The 23,207-nt window shown below is 65.4% G+C and carries 18 protein-coding genes; 10 read left to right on the top strand and 8 right to left on the bottom strand.

Annotated features, from left to right (window positions below; translation table 11 throughout):
• Window positions 1-17 precede the first annotated feature (17 nt).
• The 5 genes from D8Z78_RS07405 to D8Z78_RS07385 all read left to right on the top strand — a co-directional run bounded on the left by D8Z78_RS07405 (window position 18) and on the right by D8Z78_RS07385 (window position 4,839).
• Window positions 18-1,022, top strand: a complete 1,005-nt coding sequence (locus D8Z78_RS07405) for a Gfo/Idh/MocA family protein (protein ID WP_121629499.1) — start codon at window positions 18-20, stop codon at window positions 1,020-1,022.
• Window positions 1,019-2,077, top strand: a complete 1,059-nt coding sequence (locus D8Z78_RS07400; protein ID WP_121629498.1) for a Gfo/Idh/MocA family protein — start codon at window positions 1,019-1,021, stop codon at window positions 2,075-2,077. Before D8Z78_RS07405 ends, D8Z78_RS07400 begins: the two co-directional genes overlap by 4 nt.
• A 153-nt stretch (window positions 2,078-2,230) precedes the next feature.
• Window positions 2,231-3,232 (top strand): ABC transporter substrate-binding protein, encoded by a 1,002-nt coding sequence (locus D8Z78_RS07395; RefSeq protein WP_121629497.1) that lies wholly within the window; start codon window positions 2,231-2,233, stop codon window positions 3,230-3,232.
• Between the two features lie 51 nt (window positions 3,233-3,283).
• Complete coding sequence (locus tag D8Z78_RS07390; RefSeq protein ID WP_121629496.1) at window positions 3,284-4,075, top strand: ABC transporter ATP-binding protein; 792 nt, start codon at window positions 3,284-3,286, stop codon at window positions 4,073-4,075.
• On the top strand, window positions 4,072-4,839 hold the full coding sequence (locus D8Z78_RS07385; RefSeq protein WP_121629495.1) for an ABC transporter permease: 768 nt from the start codon (window positions 4,072-4,074) through the stop codon (window positions 4,837-4,839). Before D8Z78_RS07390 ends, D8Z78_RS07385 begins: the two co-directional genes overlap by 4 nt.
• Here the strand turns inward: D8Z78_RS07385 and D8Z78_RS07380 are convergent.
• From D8Z78_RS07380 to D8Z78_RS07350, 7 genes are all read right to left on the bottom strand, one after another.
• The gene (locus tag D8Z78_RS07380; RefSeq protein WP_121629494.1) at window positions 4,836-5,762 is read right to left on the bottom strand and encodes an NAD(P)H-dependent flavin oxidoreductase; all 927 of its coding nucleotides are present in this window, start codon (window positions 5,760-5,762) and stop codon (window positions 4,836-4,838) included. The two genes, D8Z78_RS07385 and D8Z78_RS07380, sit on opposite strands and share 4 nt — an antisense overlap.
• Window positions 5,763-5,825: 63 nt before the next feature.
• A complete protein-coding gene (gene arfB, locus D8Z78_RS07375) occupies window positions 5,826-6,245 on the bottom strand; it encodes an alternative ribosome rescue aminoacyl-tRNA hydrolase ArfB (protein ID WP_121629493.1) in 420 nt (139 codons plus the stop codon).
• A 262-nt stretch (window positions 6,246-6,507) separates the two neighbouring features.
• Complete coding sequence (locus D8Z78_RS07370; protein ID WP_121629492.1) at window positions 6,508-7,158, bottom strand: queuosine precursor transporter; 651 nt, start codon at window positions 7,156-7,158, stop codon at window positions 6,508-6,510.
• Between the two features lie 107 nt (window positions 7,159-7,265).
• The gene (locus tag D8Z78_RS07365) at window positions 7,266-8,159 is read right to left on the bottom strand and encodes an esterase-like activity of phytase family protein (protein WP_121629491.1); all 894 of its coding nucleotides are present in this window, start codon (window positions 8,157-8,159) and stop codon (window positions 7,266-7,268) included.
• 9 nt (window positions 8,160-8,168) lie between these two features.
• Complete coding sequence (gene mepA, locus D8Z78_RS07360) at window positions 8,169-9,095, bottom strand: penicillin-insensitive murein endopeptidase (RefSeq protein ID WP_121629490.1); 927 nt, start codon at window positions 9,093-9,095, stop codon at window positions 8,169-8,171.
• Complete coding sequence (locus D8Z78_RS07355; protein WP_121629489.1) at window positions 9,092-10,462, bottom strand: MFS transporter; 1,371 nt, start codon at window positions 10,460-10,462, stop codon at window positions 9,092-9,094. Before D8Z78_RS07355 ends, mepA begins: the two co-directional genes overlap by 4 nt.
• A gap of 71 nt (window positions 10,463-10,533) precedes the next feature.
• Window positions 10,534-11,073 carry an acyl-CoA thioesterase gene (locus D8Z78_RS07350; RefSeq protein WP_121629488.1) on the bottom strand — a complete coding sequence of 180 codons (540 nt, stop codon included), beginning with the start codon at window positions 11,071-11,073 and terminating at the stop codon, window positions 10,534-10,536.
• A 130-nt stretch (window positions 11,074-11,203) separates the two neighbouring features.
• Here D8Z78_RS07350 and D8Z78_RS07345 point away from each other — a divergent pair, with 130 nt between their 5' ends.
• From D8Z78_RS07345 to yaaA, 3 genes are all read left to right on the top strand, one after another.
• Window positions 11,204-11,497: a YggT family protein gene (locus D8Z78_RS07345; protein ID WP_121629487.1), complete on the top strand. Its 294-nt coding sequence runs from the start codon at window positions 11,204-11,206 to the stop codon at window positions 11,495-11,497.
• Window positions 11,498-11,576: 79 nt separating this feature from the next.
• The gene (recQ, locus tag D8Z78_RS07340; protein ID WP_206169649.1) at window positions 11,577-13,634 is read left to right on the top strand and encodes a DNA helicase RecQ; all 2,058 of its coding nucleotides are present in this window, start codon (window positions 11,577-11,579) and stop codon (window positions 13,632-13,634) included.
• Window positions 13,635-13,663: 29 nt separating this feature from the next.
• The gene (gene yaaA, locus D8Z78_RS07335; RefSeq protein ID WP_121629486.1) at window positions 13,664-14,434 is read left to right on the top strand and encodes a peroxide stress protein YaaA; all 771 of its coding nucleotides are present in this window, start codon (window positions 13,664-13,666) and stop codon (window positions 14,432-14,434) included.
• 46 nt (window positions 14,435-14,480) lie between these two features.
• Here yaaA and D8Z78_RS07330 read toward each other — a convergent pair whose 3' ends face one another.
• On the bottom strand, window positions 14,481-17,003 hold the full coding sequence (locus tag D8Z78_RS07330; protein WP_121629485.1) for a response regulator: 2,523 nt from the start codon (window positions 17,001-17,003) through the stop codon (window positions 14,481-14,483).
• A gap of 199 nt (window positions 17,004-17,202) precedes the next feature.
• Here D8Z78_RS07330 and D8Z78_RS07325 point away from each other — a divergent pair, with 199 nt between their 5' ends.
• Entirely contained in the window at window positions 17,203-22,626 is a 5,424-nt protein-coding gene (locus D8Z78_RS07325; RefSeq protein ID WP_121629484.1) for an alpha-2-macroglobulin family protein, read from the top strand.
• Window positions 22,623-23,177, top strand: coding sequence for a putative glycolipid-binding domain-containing protein (locus D8Z78_RS07320; RefSeq protein WP_121629483.1), 555 nt, complete (start codon window positions 22,623-22,625; stop codon window positions 23,175-23,177). The genes D8Z78_RS07325 and D8Z78_RS07320 overlap by 4 nt, the downstream gene beginning before the upstream one ends.
• The last annotated feature ends 30 nt before the right edge of the window (window positions 23,178-23,207 follow it).

Genomic DNA, 23,207 nt, shown 5'->3' with positions numbered 1-23,207 from the left:
CACAAAGAGGCCCCCTCATGCCCTTCAAACTTGGCGTTCTTGGCATCGACCACGGACATATCTTTGGCATGCTGTCCAACATGACGGCCCAAGGCTGCACCTGCACCCACTACTGGACGGACGGCCCCGCCGTCACCGAGAACAAGTTCAACGAAGTCTTTCCCCATCTGGAAAAAGTCGCCGACCGGCGCGCCATTCTGGACGACCCCGATGTCACGATGGTCCTGATCTCTGCCGTGCCCGCCGACCGCGCCGCCTTGGCGATCGAGGCGATGGAGGCGGGCAAGGATGTGATGGTCGACAAGCCCGGCTGCACCACGCTGGAGCAACTCGACGCCATCAAGGAGTGTCAGGCCCGCACCGGGCGCATCTGGTCGGTCAACTTCTCTGAACGGTTCGAGGTGCGCGCCACCACCCGCGCCACCGAACTGGTGGACCAAGGCGCGATTGGCCGCGTCATTCAGGTCGTCACGCTCGCGCCGCACAAGCAGAACCTCAAAACCCGCCCCGACTGGTATTTCCAGCGCGAACGCTATGGCGGCATCCTGTGCGATATCGGCAGCCATCAGGTCGACCAGTTCCTGCATTTCACCGGCTCGACCGTTGTCACCGTGGGCCACGCGCTGGTGGAAAACACCACCATGCCCGACCATCCCGGCTTTCAGGACTTTGGCGAGATGACCTTGGTCGGCGACAAGGGCCACGGCTACCTGCGGCTCGACTGGTTCACCCCCGACGGCTTGCCCACTTGGGGCGACGGGCGGCTGTTCCTGTTGGGGACCGAGGGCACCATCGAATGCCGCAAATACACCGACATTGGCCAGCCCCACCGCACCGATAACCTATATCTCGTGAACGGCAGCGAAAACCGTCATATCGACTGTTCCGATGCCGATCTGCCCTATTTCCCGCGCCTCGTGGCCGATGTGCAGGACCGCACCGAAACCGCCTGTAGCCAAGCCCATACCTTCCGCACGATGGAAGTGGCGATCACCGCCCAGATGAAGGCCGAAGCCCAATGACCAGAACCGTTGTCATCGTCGGCGCCGGGATTGGCGAACAGCACATGGCCGGCTTTGCCGCCCTGCCCGACCGCTTCCGCGTGAAATCCATCTGCGATCTGAACACGGACCGCGCCCAAGGCGTCGCGGCCAAGTATGACGGTGTCGGCGTCACGTCGGACTTTGCCGCGGTTCTGGCCGACCCGGAGGTCGACATCGTCGATATCTGCCTGCCGCCCCATCTCCACTTTCAGGCCTGCATGGATGCGCTCGACGCGGGCAAGGATGTGATCTGCGAAAAGCCCCTCGTGACCTCGCTGAAACAGGCCGACGCGCTGGCGGCGAAGCAGGCCGAGACTGGGCGCACCCTGTCGCCTGTGTTCCAATACCGCTATGGGCTGGGCACCGCGCAACTGCACGCGCTGATCGATGCCGGGCTGGCGGGGCGCTGCTATGCCGGGTCGCTGGAGACGCATTGGGACCGCGACGCCGCCTATTACGCCGTGGATTGGCGCGGCACATGGGCGGGCGAACAGGGCGGCGCGCTGCTGGGGCACGCCATCCACATCCACGACCTGTTCACATGGCTGATCGGCCCGGTCGCCCGCGTCTATGCCGAAACCGCCACCCGCGTGAACCAGATCGAGGTCGAGGATTGCGCCGCCCTGTCGATCCGCATGGAGTCGGGTGCGGTGCTGACATCATCGGTGACGTTGGGCTGCGCCGGGAATATCAGCCGCCTGCGCCTGATGTTCGAGGGCTTCACCGTCGAATCCGACCACGCGCCTTACGCGCTGGCCGAAAAGGGCTGGACGTTTACCGCCCGCGCCCCGACCGATCAGACGCAGATCGACGCGGTGCTGGGCACCGTCACCAATGCCCGCTCCGGCTATGAGGGCATGTTCACCGCGCTGGCCGATGCGCTGGACGGCAAGCCGGGGCGCGAGGTCACGCAGGAAGACGGGCGGCGCAGTCTCGAATTCGTCACCGCCTGCTACCATTCGGGCCGCACCGGCCTGTCCGTCGACCTGCCGCTGGATGCCAGCCATCCACTATATGACAGCTGGATTCCCTGATTGCCCAAGTTTCAGGCGTCTGCGCCCGAGGCGCCTGAAAATCCGGCATTTATCGTCGAATCCGACAGACAGTGCCCGTCCGCCCTCTGCCCAATTCCGCAGCACACCCGTCATATCCGGTGCATCCCCTTTCGGGACAATAGGAGAGACCCCATGCTGCACCGTGCCATGACCGGCCTTGCCGGGATCGTGCTGGCGACCAGCGTCGCCGCGCAAACCGAGATGCCCTTTGCCCTCGACTGGAAATTCGAAGGCCCCGCCGCCCCCTATTTCACAGCCATCGACAAGGGCCATTTCGCCGATGCCGGCCTGTCGGTGGAAATCTCCGCCGGGCAGGGCTCGCTCGACGCGATCCCCAAGGTCGCGACCGGTGCCTTCCCCGTGGGCTTTGCCGACATCAACAGCCTGATCAAGTTTCTCGACCAGAACCCCGGCGCGCCCGTCACCGCGGTGATGATGGTCTATGACAAGCCGCCCTTCGCCATCGTTGGCCGCAAGTCGCTGGGCGTCGAAGCGCCCAAGGACCTCGAAGGCAAGGTGCTGGGTGCCCCGCCCCCCGATGGCGCATGGGCGCAGTTCCCGATCTTTGCCTCGGAAAACGCGCTGGACGTGGACAAGATCACCGTCGAGCCCGTGGGCTTCCCCACGCGCGAACCGATGCTGGCCGAAGGTGCGGTCGCCGCGATCACCGGCTTTTCGTTTTCGTCCTACCTGAACCTCGTCCGTCTGGGCGTGCCAGAGGATGACATCTCGACCATCCTGATGGCCGATCACGGTCTGGCGCTGTACGGCAACGCGGTGATCGTGAACACCACCTTTGCCGAGGAGAACCCTGAGCTGGTCAAGGGCTTCCTTGCCGCCGTGGCCGCTGGCTGGAAAGACGCGATTGCCGATCCCGATGCGGCAATTGCCTCGCTGATCGAGCGCAACCCGGCAGCGGATGCCGATCTGGAAAAGCGCCGTCTGGAACTGGCAATCGACGCCAATGTGGTGACCGACTGGACCACCGCGAACGGCTTTGGCGGGATCGACGCGGCGCGGATGGACACCGCGCTGGAGCAGATCGCCCTGACCTATGAGTTCACCAACGCGCCAGACGCGGCGCTGTATTTCACCGACGCCTACCTGCCCGAGGGCGGTTTTGCGCTGAAGTGACCTGTTCGGCGGGCTGGAAACGGCCCGCCGCCCCTTGCCCGGAAAGCCCCCATGGCCCTGATAGAGATCAAAGGCGTCACCCACGCCTACAAGACCGCAAGCGGCCCGCTGCCGGTGTTGAATGACCTGAACATTTCCGTGCCCGAGGGCGGCTTCACAGCCGTGGTCGGGCCGTCGGGCTGTGGCAAATCCACCCTGACCCGGCTGATCGCGGGCCTGATGAAGCCCGACACCGGCACCGTCATGCTGCATGGCAAGCCGGTCACCGGGCCGCGCGCGACCGTGGGCATGGCCTTTCAAAACCCCGTCCTGCTGGAATGGCGGACGATCCTGCAAAACGTCCTTTTGCCGCTGGAGATCGTCCAGACGAAACTCACCCGCGCCGAGCAACAGGACCGCGCCCGCCACCTGCTGTCGCTGGTCGGCCTGTCGGGGTTCGAGGATAAGCGCCCGTCGGAACTGTCCGGCGGCATGCGCCAGCGTGCCTCGCTGTGCCGCGCCCTGATCCACCAGCCCGAGGTGCTGATCCTCGACGAGCCCTTCGGCGCGCTGGACGCCTTCACGCGCGAGGACCTCTGGCAGACCATGCACAAGGTCAAGGAAAAGGAGCCCTTCACCGGCGTCCTCATCACCCATGACCTGCGCGAGTCGATCTTCCTCGCCGATCAGGTCGTCGTCCTGTCGGGCCGCCCCGCCACCACGCAATACGTGCTGGATGTGCAGGCCGAGGGCCCGCGCGACCTCGACCACCTCTACACCGCCAAATCCGCCGACCAACTGGCCACCCTGCGCCACCAGATCGCCGTGGCCCAAGGCCGCGCCAGCGAAGGAGACGCCGCATGAATGCCCTGACCAGCCGCGCGTTCCTTGCGCCGATCATCGCCGTCCTTGTCTTCCTCTGCCTGTGGGAGTTGCTCGTCTGGGCGAACAACTGGCCCAACTACGTCATGGCCTCGCCCTCGGACCTGCCGCCCGCCTACGCGAAATACTGGGAACTGTTCATCGTCATGGGCTGGCAAACCCTGTGGCGGACCGTCGTCGGGCTGATCCTTGCGGTGATCGTCGGCGTGTTGATCGGCATGGTCATGGGCTTTTCGCGCATCATGCGCGACGCGCTTTACCCGCTGCTGGTGGGCTTCAACGCCATTCCAAAGGCGACCGTGGTGCCCATCGTCGCGCTGCTCTTCGTCGGGCAGCACGATTTCAACACCGTGCTGATTGCCTTCATGATCTCGTTCTTTCCGATCGCCGTGTCCGTCTCCATCGGCCTGTCGACGCTGGAGCCGGAATACCGCGACATCCTGCGCGCGCTTGGCGCGTCGAACATGACGATCTTTCGCAAGATCGCCCTGCCCAAGACCCTGCCGGAATTCTTCGGCGCGCTGAAGGTCGCCGTCACGCTCGCCTTCATCGGCACCAACCTGATGGAGATCGTCAGCCCCCATGGGCGCGGCCTTGGGGCGCTGTTCGATTCAGGCAAGACGAACTCCGACTACCCGCTGATGTTCGCGGTGCTGATCGCCTTGGCCTTTCTCGGGATCGTGCTGTATTACATCGTCGTCTGGCTGGAACGGACCTTTGCCGGATGGGCCGACAGACAGGTCTAGGCCGCGTCGTACTCCGCCGCCAGCTTTGCCACCACCTCGGCCACCGTCTCGCGCCCCGTGACGGTGCCGACACCCTGCCCCGCGCTCCAGACCGATTTCCACGCCTTGGCCGAATTGTGCATGTCCTGCGAGAAGTCGATCTTGGCCGTGGCGGCCATATCCTCGGGCGTCAGCCCCGCCGCCTCGACACTGGCGCGCATCCAGTTGCCCAGCGCCCCGGTGATCGCGCGCGAGGCGATCAGATCCTCCATCCCGCTGTCCCAGACCATCTGGCGATAGGCGTCGTTGATCAGGCTTTCCTCGGTCGCAAGGAAGCGCGTGCCGAGATAGGCGAAATCCGCGCCCAAGGTTTCCACCGCCTTGATCGCGCGCCCGGTGCCGATGCCGCCGCCGACGATCAGCGGCCCGTCAAAGAAGCTGCGCACCTCGTCGATGAAGGGCATCATCGCGTAGTCGCCCGTATGCCCGCCCGCGCCGGAGCAGACCAGCACCAGCCCGTCCGCGCCCTTGTCCAGCGCCTTGCGGGCGAACCGGGGCGAGTTCACATCGGCGAAGACCAAGCCGCCATAGCCATGCACCACATCCGTCACCCGATGCGGGCCGCCCAGCGCGGTGATGACCATGCCGGGTTGAAATTCCGCGACCAGCGCCAGTTCCGCGTCGAAGCGACCATAGCTGGTATGGGTGATCATGTTCATCGCCCAGGGCGCGTCCGCCGGGCCCACCGCCGCATCGATCTGGGCGATCCAGTCGCGCAGCTGGTCCTCCGTCCTTGCGTTGGTCGCCGGGAAGCTGCCGATCACGCCAGACTTGCAGGCCGCGATCACCATCTCCGGCCCGGTGACAAGGAACATCGGCGCGCAGATCGCGGGCAGCTTGGTGCGGGCCTTGATCGCGGCAAGCGTGGCTTTGGTGTCGGTCATGGTGGTCGTCCCTGTGCGCGTTTTCCCGGGTTCTAGGGCCGGCAGCGCCCCGGAACAAGCGCGTCACGTATCGGGATCGACCTTGCCGCGCATCGCCTTGACCTCGCCGCGGACCTTCTTGGCCTTCAAGCGGCGCTTTTTCGACCCGAGCGTCGGCTTGGTCGCGATGCGGCGTTTGGGTTTCTCGCAGGCCTTCTGGATCAGCTCGGCCAGCCTTTGGCGGGCGATCTCGCGGTTGCGGGCCTGTGACCGCGTCTCCTCGACCTGAAGGATCAGCGCGCCCTCTTTCGTCCAGCGCCGCCCCGCAAGGCGTTTCAGCCGCGCCTTGACCGGGCCGGGCAGGTTGGGCGAGCGTTCCGCCTCGAAGCGCAGCTCGACCGCCGTCGACACCTTGTTGACGTTCTGCCCGCCGGGGCCGGAGGATCGCACGAACTGTTCCGTCAGTTCCCAATCCTCGATGCTGATCTGATCGTTGATGCGCATGGGTTTGACATAACAGGAACCCGGAAAAGGAAAAGGGTCGCCCTGCTCAAGGCGACCCTTCGAAGCGTAGGAGGCAGGGCCAGTTAGGCGATGCCAATTCGGGACCAAACGTTCCCAGGGGCTGCCCTAGGTCGTGGTTCCTCGAACTGTTCCGACACCTTTCTCCAATACCTCAATAGACACTGGATCACCTCCTTTCAGCTGTTTGAAACGCAAGATCATGTTGGCACGACCTCGGTGATCCACAAAGTCTTTTTTCATTTCATGCGAAATTTTCCGTTACCGCCGCCTTCGAAACGATCACCCGGAACGGGATTAAAGCGATCAGCGCCAGCGTCATCTTGACCAGCCAGTCGGCAAAGGCCAGCGTGACCCAAAGCGGCAGCGCCGGGCCAAAGTTCATGAACGGAACGCTTTCCCACGCCCAGTTGATCGCGCTGTCGGCACCCGGCCCGAACACGGTGATGACCGCGGCAAAGGCGATGGTGAAGAACAGCGCCGTGTCCAGCGCAGAGCCTACGACGGACGAGACCAGAGGCGCACGCCACCACGCGCCACCGCGCAGGCGGTCGAACACGGTGATGTCGGTCAGCTGTGCGACGAGGAAGGCGAGGCCGGAGGCCACGGCGATCCGCAACGGCACGGCGGCGTATTCATAGCCGTCGCCCTGCAACATGATCTGGCTGCCGATCAACGAGCAGATGACGCCGGTGACGAAACCGGCCAGCACGACCTTGCGCGCGGCCTGCACGCCGTAGACGCGGTTCATCAGGTCGGTGACGAGGAAGGTCAGCGGATAGGTGAAGGCGCCCCATGTCAGGAGGCCGTCGAAAAGCAGGAACTGCACGCCGATATTCGCGGCCACGACGATGGCGGCCATGGCAAGGATGCCGGGAAGGTATTTGCTGGTCATGGGTATACCCGTTTTAGCAAGGTTGCGGGGACTTGGCCCTTTCGGACGGGGTGGCCCTATAGCGGTTGCCTGAGTCGTGCAAGGGGTAGGATGGGTGATCACCCATCCTACTTTGCGTTCAGGACATATTCGACGATCTGGGTCTGCTGGATCGACCGGAAATTGTCGTCCGAGATCATCGTCAACCGGATCGCCCCGGTGTCGTCGCGCCAGACCGCCAGCCCTTCGAGGTTGTCATGCTGCCAGACCGCGCTGCGCATCAGTGTTTCCTCGGCAGTGATGCGGTCGTTCTCCAGCGTGAAGCGCCGCACCCGGCTGGCAAAGCCGAACCCGGTAAAGAGCCGCTCCAGCAGGTACAGCCGCCCGTCCGGTCCGAAATCCAGCCCAACCGGCAGGAACCCGCCCGAGCGCGGAATGTCGAACGGGTTGCGCCAGGCGTCGCCGTCCAGCCGCCAGACCGGAAAGGCCCGCGTCAGCTGGCCGGATTTCTCGGGGATCACCAGCGGGCGGCCCTGCGCATCCACGGCCAGCCCCTCGAAACCGGAATTCCCGCCCATATCGCGGAACCACTTTTCCAGCTTCAGCGGGATCGCCTTGCCCGACCCGTCATACATCCAGACCCGGTGAAACCCTTCGAAAGAGACCAGCATGTGCCCGTCGGGCAGGATCGCCAGCCCCTCGGCATCGGCCCGAAACCCCGAGATCGGCTGACCGTCGCGCCGCGTCAGGGGCCGTGGCGGATCGGCCTCGACGGCCACGATCCTGCCCTCCTTGCGCGTGATCCGCGCCGTTACCAGCCCGCCGCGGTCGCTGACCGCATGAAGCCGCGCGCCATCGTCGGACAGTTCAAGGCCAGAAAACCCACCGAGGTGATGCTCGGATGGCAGCCATTCGTAGGACCCGGCAAACCGCGCCTTCGGGCCGTCATACGACGGATCGAGCCCGGCAATGCACCCGCCAAGCGCGAGCAGCGCCGCAATGGCGCTGATGCGAAACCTCATGAAAACCCCTCAGTTCGCGGCCAGCACGGCAGCGCATTGCCCGGGCAGGTCGCCCAGCGTCAGTTCCCGCTTGGGCTTGGGCTTGGGCGCGTTCGGATCGACGGGCTTGGGCGGCGGCGGGTTGAGGATGTTGTTCACCCAGTCCTGCGCATCGGCACAGCCGTCACCGGGCGGCGGGGCGGCCTGATCGACACAGCCCGCCGCACCCTTGGGGCAGCTCAGCCGGACGTGGAAGTGATAGTGATGCCCGTACCACGGCCGGATCTTGCGCAGCCAGCTGCGGTCGCCCTTTTCATCGTTGCACATCTGCACCTTGGCGCCGGGAAAGACAAAGATCCGCGCCACGCGCGGGTCGCTGGCGGCGGCCTTGAGGATTTCGTGATGGGCGCGGGTCCAATTGTTGTTCACATAGGCGCCGGAACTGCGCCGGGTCGAGATCGACGAGATCTTTTCCCGCGCATTGGCCGACAGATTCAGATCGTCAGCGGGCAGCATCCAGATGTCGGCATCCAGCCCGATCTGGTGGCTGGCATGGCCCGTCAGCATCGGACCACCGCGCGGCTGGCTCATGTCGCCCACGTAGAGCCCGCTCCACCCCGGTTGCTGCGCCGCCTTGCGGGACAGGTCCTGCACGTAGTCGATCAGTTCGGGATGGCCCCAGTTGCGGTTGCGGCTCAGCCGCATGGCCTGCCAAGTCGGGCCGGTCTCGGGCAGTTGCACGCCCCCGGCGAGGCAGCCCTTGGCGTAGGAGCCATGCGGCTGCGCGGCCTGCCGGGACGCGCCGTCGGTATAGCCGAACAGCTGCTTGGCGGATTTCGAGGCGATCACCGGGTCAAGCTTTGGCGTCGCCATGCGCTCGCCGGAAATGTCGCGCGGACCGGGGCTGCAAGCAGCCAGCGCGGTGATCAAGGTCAGGGAAAGAACTGTGCGGATCATGTAGAGCGTGCTCCGTCTGGATGAACGTAGCGTAGCAGAAACAACCCGATGAGGAAAAGGAAGATCACCGGCAAAAATGCCAGTTGGTTGGAGTTCGTGAGCACTCCGAACAAGGTGATCAGGGCCGGGGCAAGGAAGGCAGTCGCCTTGCCCGCAAAGGCGAACAGGCCGAATGCCTCGGCGGGATAGTCCCGGTCCGCGTGGCGCACCATCATCGACCGAGACGCGCTATATAGCGCCCCGCCCGCGCCACCGATCGCAGCGCCGCAGAAGTAGAACAAGATGTCCGGCACCAGCGACCCCTCGGTCAGCGGGATGCCGAACAGGTGTTCGCGCGACATGCCGACGATGATGCAACCGACCCCGACCATCGACCAGATGCAGAAGGCGATGACGGGTTTGGGCCCGAACCGCTGATCCGCCATCCCCCCGATCCACGACAGGAGCGCGGCGGCAATGGCGGCGATGATGCCAAAGATGCCGATCTGGATGGTCTGCCAGTCCAACACCTGCCGCGCATAGATGCCGCCATAGGCATAGAGCGCGGTCAGCGCGTCGCGATAGAACAGCGAGGCCAGCAGGAAATTGCGGGTCGAGGGCTGCTTGCCCACGCGGCAAATGCTGACCCAAAGCTGGCTGAGCACCTCTTGGAATTTCGGCCGGGTGCGCTTGATCGCGGGGTTCTCGCGGGTCCAGAGCAGGAAGGGGATCAGGAAGACAGCGAACCAGATCGCGATGAACGGCCCGACGAAGCGCGTCCCTTCGCGCTGCTCGGGGTCAAGGCCGAAGGCTGGCGCGAGGTCGATCAATGTCTTGCCCGTCTCGTTCTCGGCGAAGAACAGCAGCATCAGGAACAGCGAGACCACGCCGCCCCAATAGCCAAACGCCGTCGCCCCGCCGGAAATGCGCCCGACCTCTTCGGGCGTGCCCAGATCGGGCAGGAAGGCGTTGTTGAGGTTGAACGCCGCTTCGGAGAACACGAAGCCCACCCAGAACAGCGTCAGCGCCAGCATCAGGTTCGTGCCATCCGGTTGCAGGACCCACAGGCAGGCGGCGCAGAGGATCGCGAGCGAGGTGAAGAGCGTGATCCACGGGCGCTTGCGCCCCGAGGCATCCGCCCATGCGCCGAGGAAGGGTGCGGAAAACGCGATGACCAAACCGGCCAGCGTCTGCGCCGAGGACCACATGGTTTGCGCGTCAACCTTGGCATCGTCGAGGCTGGCGCCCTGCGCCACCAGCGCATCGGTCGCCACGGCGGCAAAGAACGGCGCAAAGATGAAGGTCAGGCCGAGCGTTGCGTAGGGCTGTTGCGCCCAGTCAAAGAACGCCCAACCCCAGATGCGCTTGCGTGTCGAAATCTGTCCCATGGCGCGTCCCCTTGCCTTGGGCGCGATAGAACCCCGTGACGACGGTTAAGGCAAGGGGGCGCCGTCCATCCTCAGGCCGTCGTTTGCGGCGGCCAAGGCCGCATGTCTTCGGCCTCGATCCACTTGGCGACCCAGTCGGGCAGCTCTGGCGCGGGGTCGTCATTGCCCAACGCCGCAAGGATGCGGTCCGTGGTCACGATGCCGTTCTTGTCGGTGACCGCCGCGCGGAACACCGCGTGAGAGGCGCATTCGCCATTCGTCTTCCACATCGACTGGTCGATATACATGAACCGCCGGTCCCACCCCAGAAGGCGCGAGCGCGTCTCGATCCGGTCCATGCCGCGCACGCGGCGGCGATAGCGCACCACCGATCCGGCGATGGTCAGGCCCCACTTCTCCTGCTTGAGCAGGTCGATCAGCCCGGTGCGCTGCGCAAAGGGGATGCGCCCCAGATCGTACAGCGTCAGCGTCCGGCCATTGTTCAGCTCGTTCCACATGTCCAAGTCCCAAGGCAGGCAGAGGTGATGCGAGACATGGGTGTCATACAGGCCCAGCCGGGGCTGTTTGCGGGCGCGGGCCATGTCCTTGAACAGGCGAAAGAACGGGTACATGCGGAGGTCTCCTTTGTGCCCGTGTTGCTGCGCCGCGGCAGCCGCGTCAACCAAGACGCGGCGGCAGACTTGCGATTTTGCCACGCCGCGCTTAGGTGGGATGCAACGTCACGCTAGGGAAGGGCCGGAGATGGAGTCGCTGTACAAGATCATCATGATGCTGCTGAACATCGTCTGGTTCATCGTCATTGCCCATGTGATCATGAGCTGGCTGATCAATTTCCAGATCCTCAACCTGCGTCAGCCGCTGGTCGCGCAGATCTGGGATGGCCTGAACCGCCTGCTGGAGCCGATCTATTCGCGCATCCGCCGCGTCCTGCCGCCGATGGGCGGGCTTGACCTTGCGCCGCTGATCTTTCTGGTCGGGCTCTATGCCCTGCAAATCATTCTGACGACCAATGCCGGGTTCTTCTACTCGTTCTGACCTGTTCTGACTTGATCAACCTATCCATGGTATGAGACTGTCGCGCGCAGAGCAGATATAGCGACAAAGCCCGACAGACATGCCCCGTGACATCGCCTCGGCAGAGGCGCTTCTGAAAGAGATATTCGGTTTCGATGCCTTTCGCCCCGGTCAGGGCGAGATCGTCGAGGCCGTGGCGCAGGGCCGCAACACGCTGGCCATCATGCCCACCGGCGGCGGCAAATCCCTGTGTTTCCAACTGCCTGCCTTGATGCGTGGCGGGATCACCGTTGTCATTTCACCTTTGATCGCCCTGATGCGCGACCAGGTGCGCGGCTTGCGCGAGGCCGGTGTGGCGGCGGGGGCCCTGACCTCCGGCAACACCGAAGAGGAAAACGACGAGGTCTGGCGCCTGATGCACGCGGGCGAGCTGAAGCTGCTGTATCTCGCGCCCGAACGGCTGGCCTCAGGCGGCACGCAGCGGATGCTGCACACCGCCGGAGTTGGCCTGATTGCTGTTGATGAGGCGCATTGCGTCAGCCAATGGGGCCACGATTTCCGCCCGGATTACCTGCGTATCGGCGAATTGAAGAACGCCTTGGGCGTGCCACTGGCCGCCTTCACCGCCACCGCCGACCCCGAGACGCAGGCCGAGATCGTCACGCGCCTGTTTGGCGGTGTGCAGCCCGACACCTTTCTGCGGGGCTTCGACCGGCCCAACCTGCACCTCGCCTTTCAGCCCAAGGACAGCCCCCGCGCGCAAATCCTGAAATACGCCGCCGCCCGCCGGGGCCGCGCCGGGATCGTCTATTGTGGCACCCGCAACAAGACCGAAGGACTGGCCCGCGCCCTGTCCGAGGACGGCCATCAGGCGACCTTCTACCATGGCGGCATGGACCCGGATGCGCGCCGCCACGTCGAACACCGCTTTGCCACCGAAGACGGCTTGATCGTCTGCGCCACCGTCGCCTTTGGCATGGGCGTCGACAAGCCCGACATCCGCTGGGTCGCCCATGCCGACCTGCCGAAATCGATCGAGGCCTATTATCAGGAGATCGGCCGCGCCGGGCGCGACGGTGCGCCCGCCGAGACGCTGACCCTGTACGGGCCAGAGGACATCCGCCTGCGCCGCGCCCAGATCGACGAGGGAAACGCGCCTCCCGAACGTCGCACCGCCGATCATGGCCGGTTGAACGCGCTTCTGGGTCTCGCCGAGGCGCTGGGCTGCCGCCGCCGCGCGCTGCTCGCCTATTTCGGCGAGGACGCGCCCGAGACCTGCGGCAATTGCGACCTGTGTGACACCCCGCCCGAGACATTCGACGGCACCGAACCCGTCCGCAAGGCTCTGTCCGCCGCGCTGCGCACGCAGGAAAGCTTTGGAATGGGGCACCTGATCGACATTCTTCTCGGAAACGAGACGGACAAGGTCATGCAGCGCAACCATGACCAATTGCCCACGTTCGGCGTCGGCAAGGACCTGAAAAAGGCACAATGGCAGGCGGTGTTCCGGCAGATGATGGGCTTTGACCTGATCCGCCCCGATGCCGACCGCCATGGCGCGCTGGTGATGACCGACCGCGCCCTGCCGATCCTGCGGGGCGAAGAAACCATCAAGCTGCGCAAGGACGTACTGACACGCGCCGCCGACCGCCGCCCCGCGGTCAAGGCGTTGGTGTCCGACGATGACGCGCCGATGCTGTCGGCGCTCAAGGCCCGCCGAACTGCGCTGGCGCGCGAGGCCGGGCTGCCGCCCTACATGATCTTCAACGACCGGACCCTCGTCGAAATGGCCGAGAAGCGCCCCCAGACACTGGACGCGCTGATGGGGATTTCCGGCGTCGGGGCCAAGAAGCTGGACAGCTACGGCACCGCCTTCCTTGAGGTTCTGACCGGCTCCGTCGAAGAGGTCCACCCGATGCGCCGCAAGCTGGCCGGGCGCAAGGCGGGTTCGCTATATGATGCCCTGCTGGAGGCGCAAACCGACCTGATGCGCGGGGCGGATGGCACGGACAAGCCGCTCAGTTGCTCGGCTTCACTGCTGGCGAAGGTCGCGGAACAGCGGCCCGATTGCCTGTCGTCGATGGAACGCATCCTTGGCGACAAGCGCACTGACCGTTTCGGTCCGGCCTTTCTGGAAATCCTGTCGCAAGCGGACTAAGTCCCGTCCCGACATATAGGAGGATTGCGATGCTTGTGGTGGTGTCGCCAGCGAAAAAGCTGGACTGGGCGGAACGCAAAGAGACGATGACCGAACCGGTGTTCGCCGATCAGGCGAACGCGCTGGCCGAGGTCGCGCGCGACCTGTCCAAGGATGCACTGGGCAAGCTGATGCATATCTCGGACGACCTTGCGAAACTGAACTGGCAGCGGTTTCAGGATTACAGCGAGGCGCCCTCGGGCGAGGCCGTGCGCCCCGCCGCGCTGGCCTTTGCCGGGGATACCTATCAGGGGTTGGAAGCCGCGTCGCTGGACGGCGAGGAAATGGACTGGGCGCAGGATCATTTGCGCATCCTCTCGGGGCTTTATGGCGTGCTGCGTCCGCGCGACGCGATGCAGGCCTACCGGCTGGAGATGGGCTCACGCCTGAAAAACCCGCGCGGGCGCAACCTGTATGACTGGTGGGGGCCGCGCATCGCCGAAGCGCTGAACGCGCAGGCCGAGACGCTGGGGACCGACGTTCTGGTGAACTGCGCCAGTCAGGAATATTTCGGCGCGGTCGACCTCAAGGCGCTGAAGCTGCGCGTGATCACCCCCGTCTTCATGGAAGACAAGCCGGGCGGGCCGAAGATCGTGTCCTTCTACGCCAAGCGTGCCCGAGGCGCGATGGCGCGGTTCATCATCCAGCACCGGCTGACCGACGCCGCCGCCGTGCAGGATTTCGACAGCGGCGGCTACGTCTACCGCCCCGATCTGAGCAAGCCCGACGGCCCCGTCTTCGTCCGCCCGGCAGAGGCCTGATGCGCGAGGGGCCGGGGCAGAGCGCACGCCCGGCATCACTCCCCCGTCACGACGCCGCCCGGTGCGGGGCTTTCGCATACAGCGCGATCTTCTTCGCCAGTTCCGCCTTGCGCAGTGGCTTGGTCAGGTAATCGTCCAGCCCCGCCTCCAAAATGCCCTCGCGGTCGCCCGCCATCGCATGCGCCGTCACCGCGATGATCGGCACATGCGGCCCGTCGCCCTCGATCGCGCGGATTTCCCGCGTCGCCTGCTTGCCATCCATCCGTGGCATCGAAATATCCATGAAGATCATGTCCGGCCGCCTCTTGCGGAACGCCTCCACCGCCTCGATCCCGTTATTGGCAAAGCGCAAGGCGACGTCGAACCCCTTGGCCATCTTGGAAAACACCAGCTGATTGGTCTTGTTGTCCTCGGCCACCAGCACGTCGAGCAGCGCCGCCTCGGGTAAGCCTGAAGGGGCGGCCGGGGTCTGCCGACTGACGGCCCGGGCGGGCTGGGCGACGGTTTGCACCTGTTCCAGCGCCTTGAACAGCGCCCCGCGCGGCGCGGGTTTCTGCAGAACCGCCTGCAGGTGCACCCCCTCGGCCACCGGGATCTGGCCGGGATGGTCCGACAGCAACACCACCGGGATCGAATAGCCCGCGCGCGCCATCTGCTCGACCAGTTCGATCCCCTCCATGTCCGGCAGTTCCTGTTCCACCACCATCAGGTCGGGCGGCACGGCCAGCCGGTCAAAGGCCTCGGACCCGGTGCTGCAATAATCCGTCTCCAGCCCGAGGATATCCAGCTGCTTCGACAGGATCATCCGGTTGGCCGAGTGATCGTCGACGACCAGCACCCGCTTCAACCCCTCTGGCAGGCGCGCGGACTGGTAGACGGCGGGTTCGTCGGCGGGCAGCAGGATGCGGAAGCCGAAACAGCTGCCCCGGCCCAGCTCGGACTCCACCCACATCTCGCCATCCATCATCTCGACCAGCCGCCGTGTGATGGCCAGCCCCAGCCCGGTGCCCTCGAACTTGCGGTTGCGCTCGTCCTCGACCTGATTGAACTCGCCAAAGACGTGGTCGACCTTGTCCGCCGGGATGCCGATCCCCGTATCCTCGACCGTGACATGGATCGAGGTCCGCCCGTCCTCCTCGTCAAAGCCCACGACCCGCACCAGCACATGCCCCTCGACGGTGAACTTCACCGCGTTGCCCAGAAGGTTGGTCAGCACCTGCCGGATGCGCCCGGTATCGCCGACGAAACGCGTCGGCATGAACATGTCGTAATCCACCAGCAACTGGATGGCCTTGTCGCGCGCGGTGGGCTGCAACAGCATCACCACCTCGTGGATGGCGCGTTCGAGGTCAAAGGGCTCCGCATGCAGGATCAGCTTTTCCGCCTCGATCTTGGAATAATCGAGGATGTCGTTGATGATGACCAGCAGCGCCTCGCCCGACGATTTGATCGTGTCGAGATACAGCTGCTGTTCCTCCGACAGCTCGGTATCGGCCATCAGCTCGGCCATGCCGACGACGCCGTTCATCGGGGTGCGTATCTCGTGGCTCATATTGGCGAGGAAGGCGGATTTCGCCCTGTTCGCGGCCTCGGCGCGGTTCATCGCCTCCTTGAGGCGCTTCTGATCCTCCTTGATCTGGGTGATGTCGACCCGCAGGCCGACCCGCCCCCCATCCGAGGTCTCGCGTTCGTAGATGCGCAGCCAGCGCCCGTCCTCCAACTGCTGTTCCAGCTCGGATTCCGCGTCGCGGTGCGCCTCAAGGCGCTCTTCCAGCCACTCCTCCTCGCGGCCGATTGCGTCCTTGTACTGGCCGGTTTCCAGCCCGTAGCGCAGGATTTCCTCGAACGTGGCGCCGGGGACGATGGCGGGGGCCGAGGCCTTGTACATCTCGCGGTAGGGTTCGTTGCACATCAGCAGCCGGTCATCGGAATCGTAGATCACGAACCCATCCGGCATTTCCTGCATCGCCGACCACATGCGCATCAACTCGGTCATGTTGACACAGAGTGACACGACGCCGCCATCGGGCAGGTGGCGATCCTGCATCTTGATGAACTGGCCGTTCCACAGCCGCAGCATTTCCACCGGGATCGGGTCCTTGTCCCAGCGGGTCAGCATGCGCGCCATCCAGTCCTCGGCGCTAACGCCCTGAAGGTCCACCAGCCCCTCGTCGACCAGCGTGCCGAGCAGGTCGGGATAGGAAATCCCCGGCCCGACATGTTCGAGCCCCTCGAAGATTTGCAGATAGGCCGGATTCGCCAGTTCCATCCGGCGCTCCGCGTCGAACATGGCAAAGCCGTCCTGCACGGTTTCCAGCGCCGCCCAAAGCTGTTCGGTGACGACCTCGTATTGCTCGGTCACCTGCCCCAGTTCGGATTTGACGCGCATGTTCTCGGACTTGGTTTCTTCGACGAGGACGCGCGTTTCCTTGATCTCGTGGCTCAGCTTGAGCGCATGTTTCCCGAGCTTTCGATTGGCCTCGAAAAGCTCGGCCTGCTTGAGTTCAAGCAAGCGTTCCGCCGCCAGCCGCGCGCGGCGTTCCTTGGCCAGCGTTTCCGCCAGATCCATACGCGGTCCTCCAGAATCCGTCGCCAGCTTTGCCCGATTGGGGTGAAGAACCGCTTAAAGGTTGTACCTTTCCCGGCACCGATCGCGCCATGGGCGCCGGGGTGGAACAAAATTGGTATGGAATGCCGGACCGGCGAATCCTTGCCGGTTTGCTAGGGTGGTGCCACCATACGATCATTGATCGAAAAGGAGCTTTCCCATGCGTCGCTTTGCTCTTGGCCTGTTCGCGGCCCTGATCGGCCTGTCCGGCCCGGCCACCGTGCAGGCCCAGACCGCCATTCCGGACCGGCGGATCGTCGTGACGCGGGATATCGATTATTACGGCTCCGACCTTCAGGCGCTGTTCGACACCAGCTATGGCGCTTGCGAGCGGCTTTGTCTGAACGATCCGCAATGCGTCGCCTTTACCTTCAACACCCGCTCCAATGCCTGTTTCCCCAAAAGCGGCGTCAGCGACCGGCAGGCTTATAACGGCGCGATCTCTGGCCGCGTGATCGAGACCGGCGAGGAAGCGCAAGCCCGCGCCGCCCTGCGCCGGGCCGAAATCCGCTTTCTGCGCGACAGCGACTTTGCACAGGCCCGGAACGAAGCCACCGCCTTGGCCCTGCGCCATGCCGGTGGGCAATACACGGTCGAGGCCCTGCTGACCGCCGCCGCCGACGCGCAGACCGCCGGCAACCGCTATGACGCCATCAACTGGACCGGCGCGGCGCTGGCCCAGACCGACGCGGCCGAGCACTGGCAGCAATATGCGGACTGGTCGTGGGACTATGCGATGGTGCTGAAAGGCTCGGAACAGGACAAATATGTCGATCGCGCCCTGCATGGCGCGATCAACGCCTACCTACGTGCCGACGACGACGCCCTGCGCGCCCGCGCCCTGCACCGCATCGCGCTGGGGCTCGAAGAAAACCGCCGCGGGCGCGAGATGATCGAACCCCTGCGCATGGCGTTCGATATCTCGAACACCGCCGAGATCGAAGAGGCGCTGGACAAGGCCATCGGCAAATACGGCTTCCGCATCACCGAGCATCAGGTGGAGGCGGACTCGGCCGAGCCCCGTATCTGCGCGCAATTCTCCGAGGCGCTGGTGCGGGCCGGTCAGGACTATGCGCCCTATGTGCGCCTGCCCGATCCGAAACTCGCCGTCAGCGCCGATGACAGCCGCATCTGCATCACCGGTGTCCAGCACGGATCGCGCTATACCGTGACCTTCCGCGCCGGTCTGCCCGCCGCGTCGGGCGAAAAGCTGGTCAAGGATGTGCCCATCACCACCTATGTGCGCGACCGCTCCCCCCGCATCAGCTTTCCGGGCCGGGCCTATGTGCTGCCGCGCACCCCGGATGCAGGCATTCCCATCGAGACGGTCAACCTGTCCGAGGTCGATCTGACCCTGTCCCGCCTGTCCGACCGCAACCTGATCGCCGCCATGCGCGACCAGTATTTCGGCGAGCCGCTGCGCTACGGCGATGACGAATATATCGAGCGCACCTTGGGCGAGAAGATTTGGGAGGGCACAGGCGAGGTTCAGAACGAGCTGAACACCGACATGCTGACCCGCTTGCCCATGGGCGAGGCCTTGGGCGACTTGCCTGCGGGCATCTATCTGCTCGCTGCGCGCGAACCGGGTGAGCGTGACTACAACAACGCCCAGTCCAGCCAGTGGTTCATCCTGTCCGATATCGGCCTGACCACCATGCAGGGCACCGACGGGCTGACCGTCTTTGCCCGCGACCTGCGCACTGCAGGCGCGATGGAAGGCGTCGAGGTCCAGCTTTACGCCACCGCGAACCGCCTGCTTGGATCGGCCATGACGGATGCGGAGGGCGTTGCCCGCTTCGCCCCCGGCCTCTTGCGGGGCGAGGATGGCTCTGCCCCCGCCCTGGTCATGGCGAAACAGGGCGATGAGGACATCGCATTTCTGTCGCTGACCGACCCGGCCTTTGACCTGTCGGATCGCGGTGTCGAGGGGCGCGCACCTGCGGGAGCGATGGATGCCTTCCTTGCCACTGATCGCGGTGTCTACCGCGCCGGAGAGGTGATCCACGCCACGACCCTGCTGCGCGACGCGACTGCGGCGGCCATTCCCGATGTGCCTTTGACCGCGATCCTCACCCGCCCCGATGGTGTCGAATATTCGCGCCATGTCAGCGATGGCGGTCAGGCGGGTGGCCATGTCTTTGATCTGCCGGTCGGCGACAGCGCGCCGCGCGGCACGTGGCGGCTGGCGATCCATGCCGACCCAAAGGCCGAGCCGCTGACCACCCGCACCCTGCTGGTCGAGGATTTCGTGCCTGAGCGCATCGACTTCGACCTGACCCTGCCCGAGGGGCCGATCAACCCGCTGTCCCCGCCCGACCTGACCGTCGCCGCCAACTATCTGTATGGCGCGCCCGGTGCCGATCTGAAGATCGAGGGCGAATTGCGGATGAGCACCGCGACCACGCTGGACGGCTTCCCCCGCTACCGCTTTGGCCGCTACGACGACCAGAATGACTATCGCACCAACAGCTTTGACGCCGGTCTGGTGACGGATGCCGACGGCAATGCCACCCTACCCCTGCCGATCCCGGAACTCGATGCGCTGGGTCGCCCGATGAGCGCCCGCATCACCCTGCGCCTGTCCGAGGCCTCCGGTCGCCCGGTCGAGCGTGAGATCACCCGCCCCGTTGCGCCCCCGACCCCGATGATCGGCATCCGCCCCGCCTTTGACGGCGATCTGGGGGAAGGCGCAGAGGCGCGGTTTGACGTGATCGCCCTTGGCCCGGACCTGCAACCGCGGGCGATGCAGGTGGAATGGCGGCTGAACCGGGTGAACACCCGCTACCAATGGTATCAGCGCTACGGCAACTGGCGGTGGGAGCCGATCACCACCCGCGAAACCGTAGCCCGTGGCGAGGGCACGCTCGGGGCTGAGCCGCTGAGCGTTGCCGGTGACGTCGAGTGGGGCCGCTATGAGCTGGTGGTGGAACGCACCGATGGGCCGTATCTCGCCGCCGCGACCGATTTCTACGCCGGGTGGTATGCCCCCGTGACCGCGCAGGACACCCCCGATATGCTGGAAATGTCGCTGGATGCTGTCGCGTATAAGCCCGGCGACACCGCGACCCTGCGCATGGTCCCGCGCTACGCGGGCAAGGCGCTGGTCACCGTGCTGGCCGACCGCGTGATCTCCATGCAGGCCGTCGACGTGGCGGAGGGTGAGAACACCCTGCAACTGCCCGTCACCGATGATTGGGGCGCGGGTGTCTATGTCACGGCGCAGGTCATCCGCCCGATGGATGTCGCCGCCGGTCAGAACCCGGCCCGCTCGCTGGGCCTGACCCATGCCGCCGTCGATCCCGGCGCGCGCAAGCTGGCTGTCAGCTTTGACGCGCCCGCCGAATCCGACCCGCGCAGCGCGCTCAGGGCCACCGTCAATATCGATGCCCCCGATGGTCAGGCCTTTGTCACCGTCGCCGCTGTCGATGTGGGTATCCTCAACCTCACCGGTTTCAAATCCCCCGATCCTGCCGCGCACTATTTCGGCCAGCGCCGTCTGGGCGTGGAAATCCGCGACATGTATGGCCGCCTGATCGACGGTATGAACGGTGCAATGGGCGCAGTCCGCTCGGGCGGCGATGGCGCGGCGTCGATGCGGATGCAATCGCCCCCGCCGACCGAAGCGATCGTCGCCTTCTTCTCCGGCCCCGTCGCCGTGCAGGATGGCAAGGCCAAGGTGGAATTCCAGATTCCCGACTTCAACGGCACCGTGAAACTGATGGCCGTCGCATGGTCCCCCACCGCCGTGGGCGCAGCCGAAACCGATGTGCTGGTGCGCGACCCGGTGGTGATCTCTGCGTCGATGCCCCGCTTCCTCGCCCCCGGCGATCAATCCCGCCTGCTGCTGGAACTCACCCATGCCAAGGGTCAGGCCGGGGAAATGCCCCTCTCCGTCACCTCCGATGGGATGGGCATCGCGCAATCGCAGCGCGTCACCCTGACCGAGGGCGGCAAGACCACGCTGGACATCCCGCTGAAGGCCGATCTGGTGGGCGACCACGTGATCCAGATCGCCCTGCAAACCCCGTCCGGTCAGCAACTGACCAAAACCCTGACCCTTGGCGTCCGTGCCAATGACCCTGCCGTTGGGGCCACCCGCCGCCTGTCGCTGGCCCCCGGTCAGACCTTCACCCTGGATCGCGAGGTCTTTGCCGGGCTCCGCCTGACAGGGTCCGAGGCGCTGATCTCCGCTGGTCCCCTCGCCCGTTTCGACGCGCCCGGCCTGTTGGCCGCGCTCGACCGCTACCCCTATGGCTGCACGGAACAGGTTACGTCCAAGGCGCTGCCGCTCCTTTACATGTCCTCCATCGCCGAACCGCTCGGCCTTGGCGACACCGCGCGGATGGACCAACGCATCGCCCAATCCATCGAGCAGATCCTGACGCGCCAAGCCCCCAACGGTGCCTTTGGCCTGTGGGGCGCCTATTCCGGCGACACGTGGCTGGATGCCTATGTCACCGACTTCCTGTCGCGCGCCAAACGCGCCGGGCATCAGGTGCCTGACCTCGCCTTCCAGAACGCGCTCGACAACCTCAAGAACCGCATCGCCTATGCGTCGGACTTCGACGATGGCGGCGAGGATATCGCCTATGCGCTGATGGTGCTGGCGCGCGAAGGGGCCGCCGCCATGGGCGACCTGCGCTACTACGCCGACGAGCGCGCCGACAATTTCGGCACGCCCTTGGCGCAGGCGCAACTGGGCGCGGCGCTGGCCAGCTATGGCGACCAGCCGCGCGCCGACAAGATGTTCGGCAAGGCCGCAGCCCGCATCGCCGCCACGCCGACCCGCCCGGCAAGCCTGTATCGCATCGACTTCGGCTCAACCGTGCGCGACGCCGCCGGGATCCTGTCGCTCGCGGTCGAGGCGCGCTCTGACGCGGTCAACCGTGACGCATTGGTCAGCCGCATTAGCGCCGCCAACCGCCCCCTGTCCACGCAGGAACAAAGCTGGGCGCTGCTGGCCGCCCACGCCATGGTGCAGGACCCGTCCGTCTCGGGCCTTGAGGTGGACGGTCAACCGCTGGCCGGGCCGTTTGTCCGCCGGATCGAGGGCGAGACGCTGGTGCCGATGACGGTCAAGAACACCGCCGCCACGCCCACAGACATCACCCTGACGACCCTCGGCATCCCCGACGGCGCGACCGAGGCGGGTGGCTATGGCTACGCGCTGACCCGCGCCTACTACACGCTCGACGGCGAAGAGATCACCGGCGACATCAAGGCAGGCACCCGCATGGTCGCCGTCCTGACGATCAAACCGGCGGACAAGACCCGCGCCCGCCTGATCGTCGACGACGCCCTGCCCGCCGGGTTCGAGATCGACAACCCCTCGCTCCTGCGCGCCGGTGACATCAAGGCGCTGGACTGGCTGGAAACCATGCAGGCCGAGCATAGCGAATTCCGCACCGACCGCTTCATCGCGGCGCTGGATTACGGCGGCACCAAACCCGTGAGGCTGGCCTATATGCTGCGCGCCGTCTCCCCCGGAACCTTCCATCATCCGGCGGCGTTGGTCGAGGATATGTACAGACCCGATTTCCGAGCCACCACGGCCTCCGGCACCGTGACGGTGCTGCCTTGACCGAGACGATCGCCAAGGCCCATTGGCGCGCCCTCGACCGCGACGGCGAGGACACCTGCCGTCTGGTCGACGCCGGACAGGGCTGGATGCTGGTGGGCCATGCGCGCTTCCGCGACGGCCACGGCTGGGCCGCGCTCGACTATGTCATCCGCACCGATGCCGATTGGCTGACCACCTCCGCCGACATCACCGGCGACTACGCGGGTGAAACCGTGGGCTGGCATCTGGCCCGCTCGGGCGCGGACTGGTCCCTGAACGACCGCCTGCAACCGGACCTGACCGGAGCCGAGGATATCGACCTCAGCTTTACCCCCGCCACCAACCTCATGCCACTGCGCCGTCTGCCGCAGGTCGGCAGGCTGACCACCTGCGCCGCGTGGTTGCGCCTGCCCGGCCCGCTGCTGTCACCGCTGCATCAAAGCTATACCCGCGAACGCGGCGGGCTCGTGCTCTACGAGGCCGAGGAAAGCGATTTCAAGACCCATCTCAAGGTCGACGAGCACGGCTTCGTCACCCACTATCCCGGCCTCTGGCAAGCCGGGGACCCATAGCCCCGCCTTCCCCTTTTCAGCACCAAGCCA

This window comes from Tropicibacter alexandrii (genome assembly GCF_003667315.2).
In the GTDB taxonomy this organism is placed as follows: Bacteria; Pseudomonadota; Alphaproteobacteria; order Rhodobacterales; family Rhodobacteraceae; genus Tropicibacter; species Tropicibacter alexandrii.
Note: the sequence above shows the minus strand (reverse complement) of the source record. Positions and strands in the feature narration are given on the sequence as shown.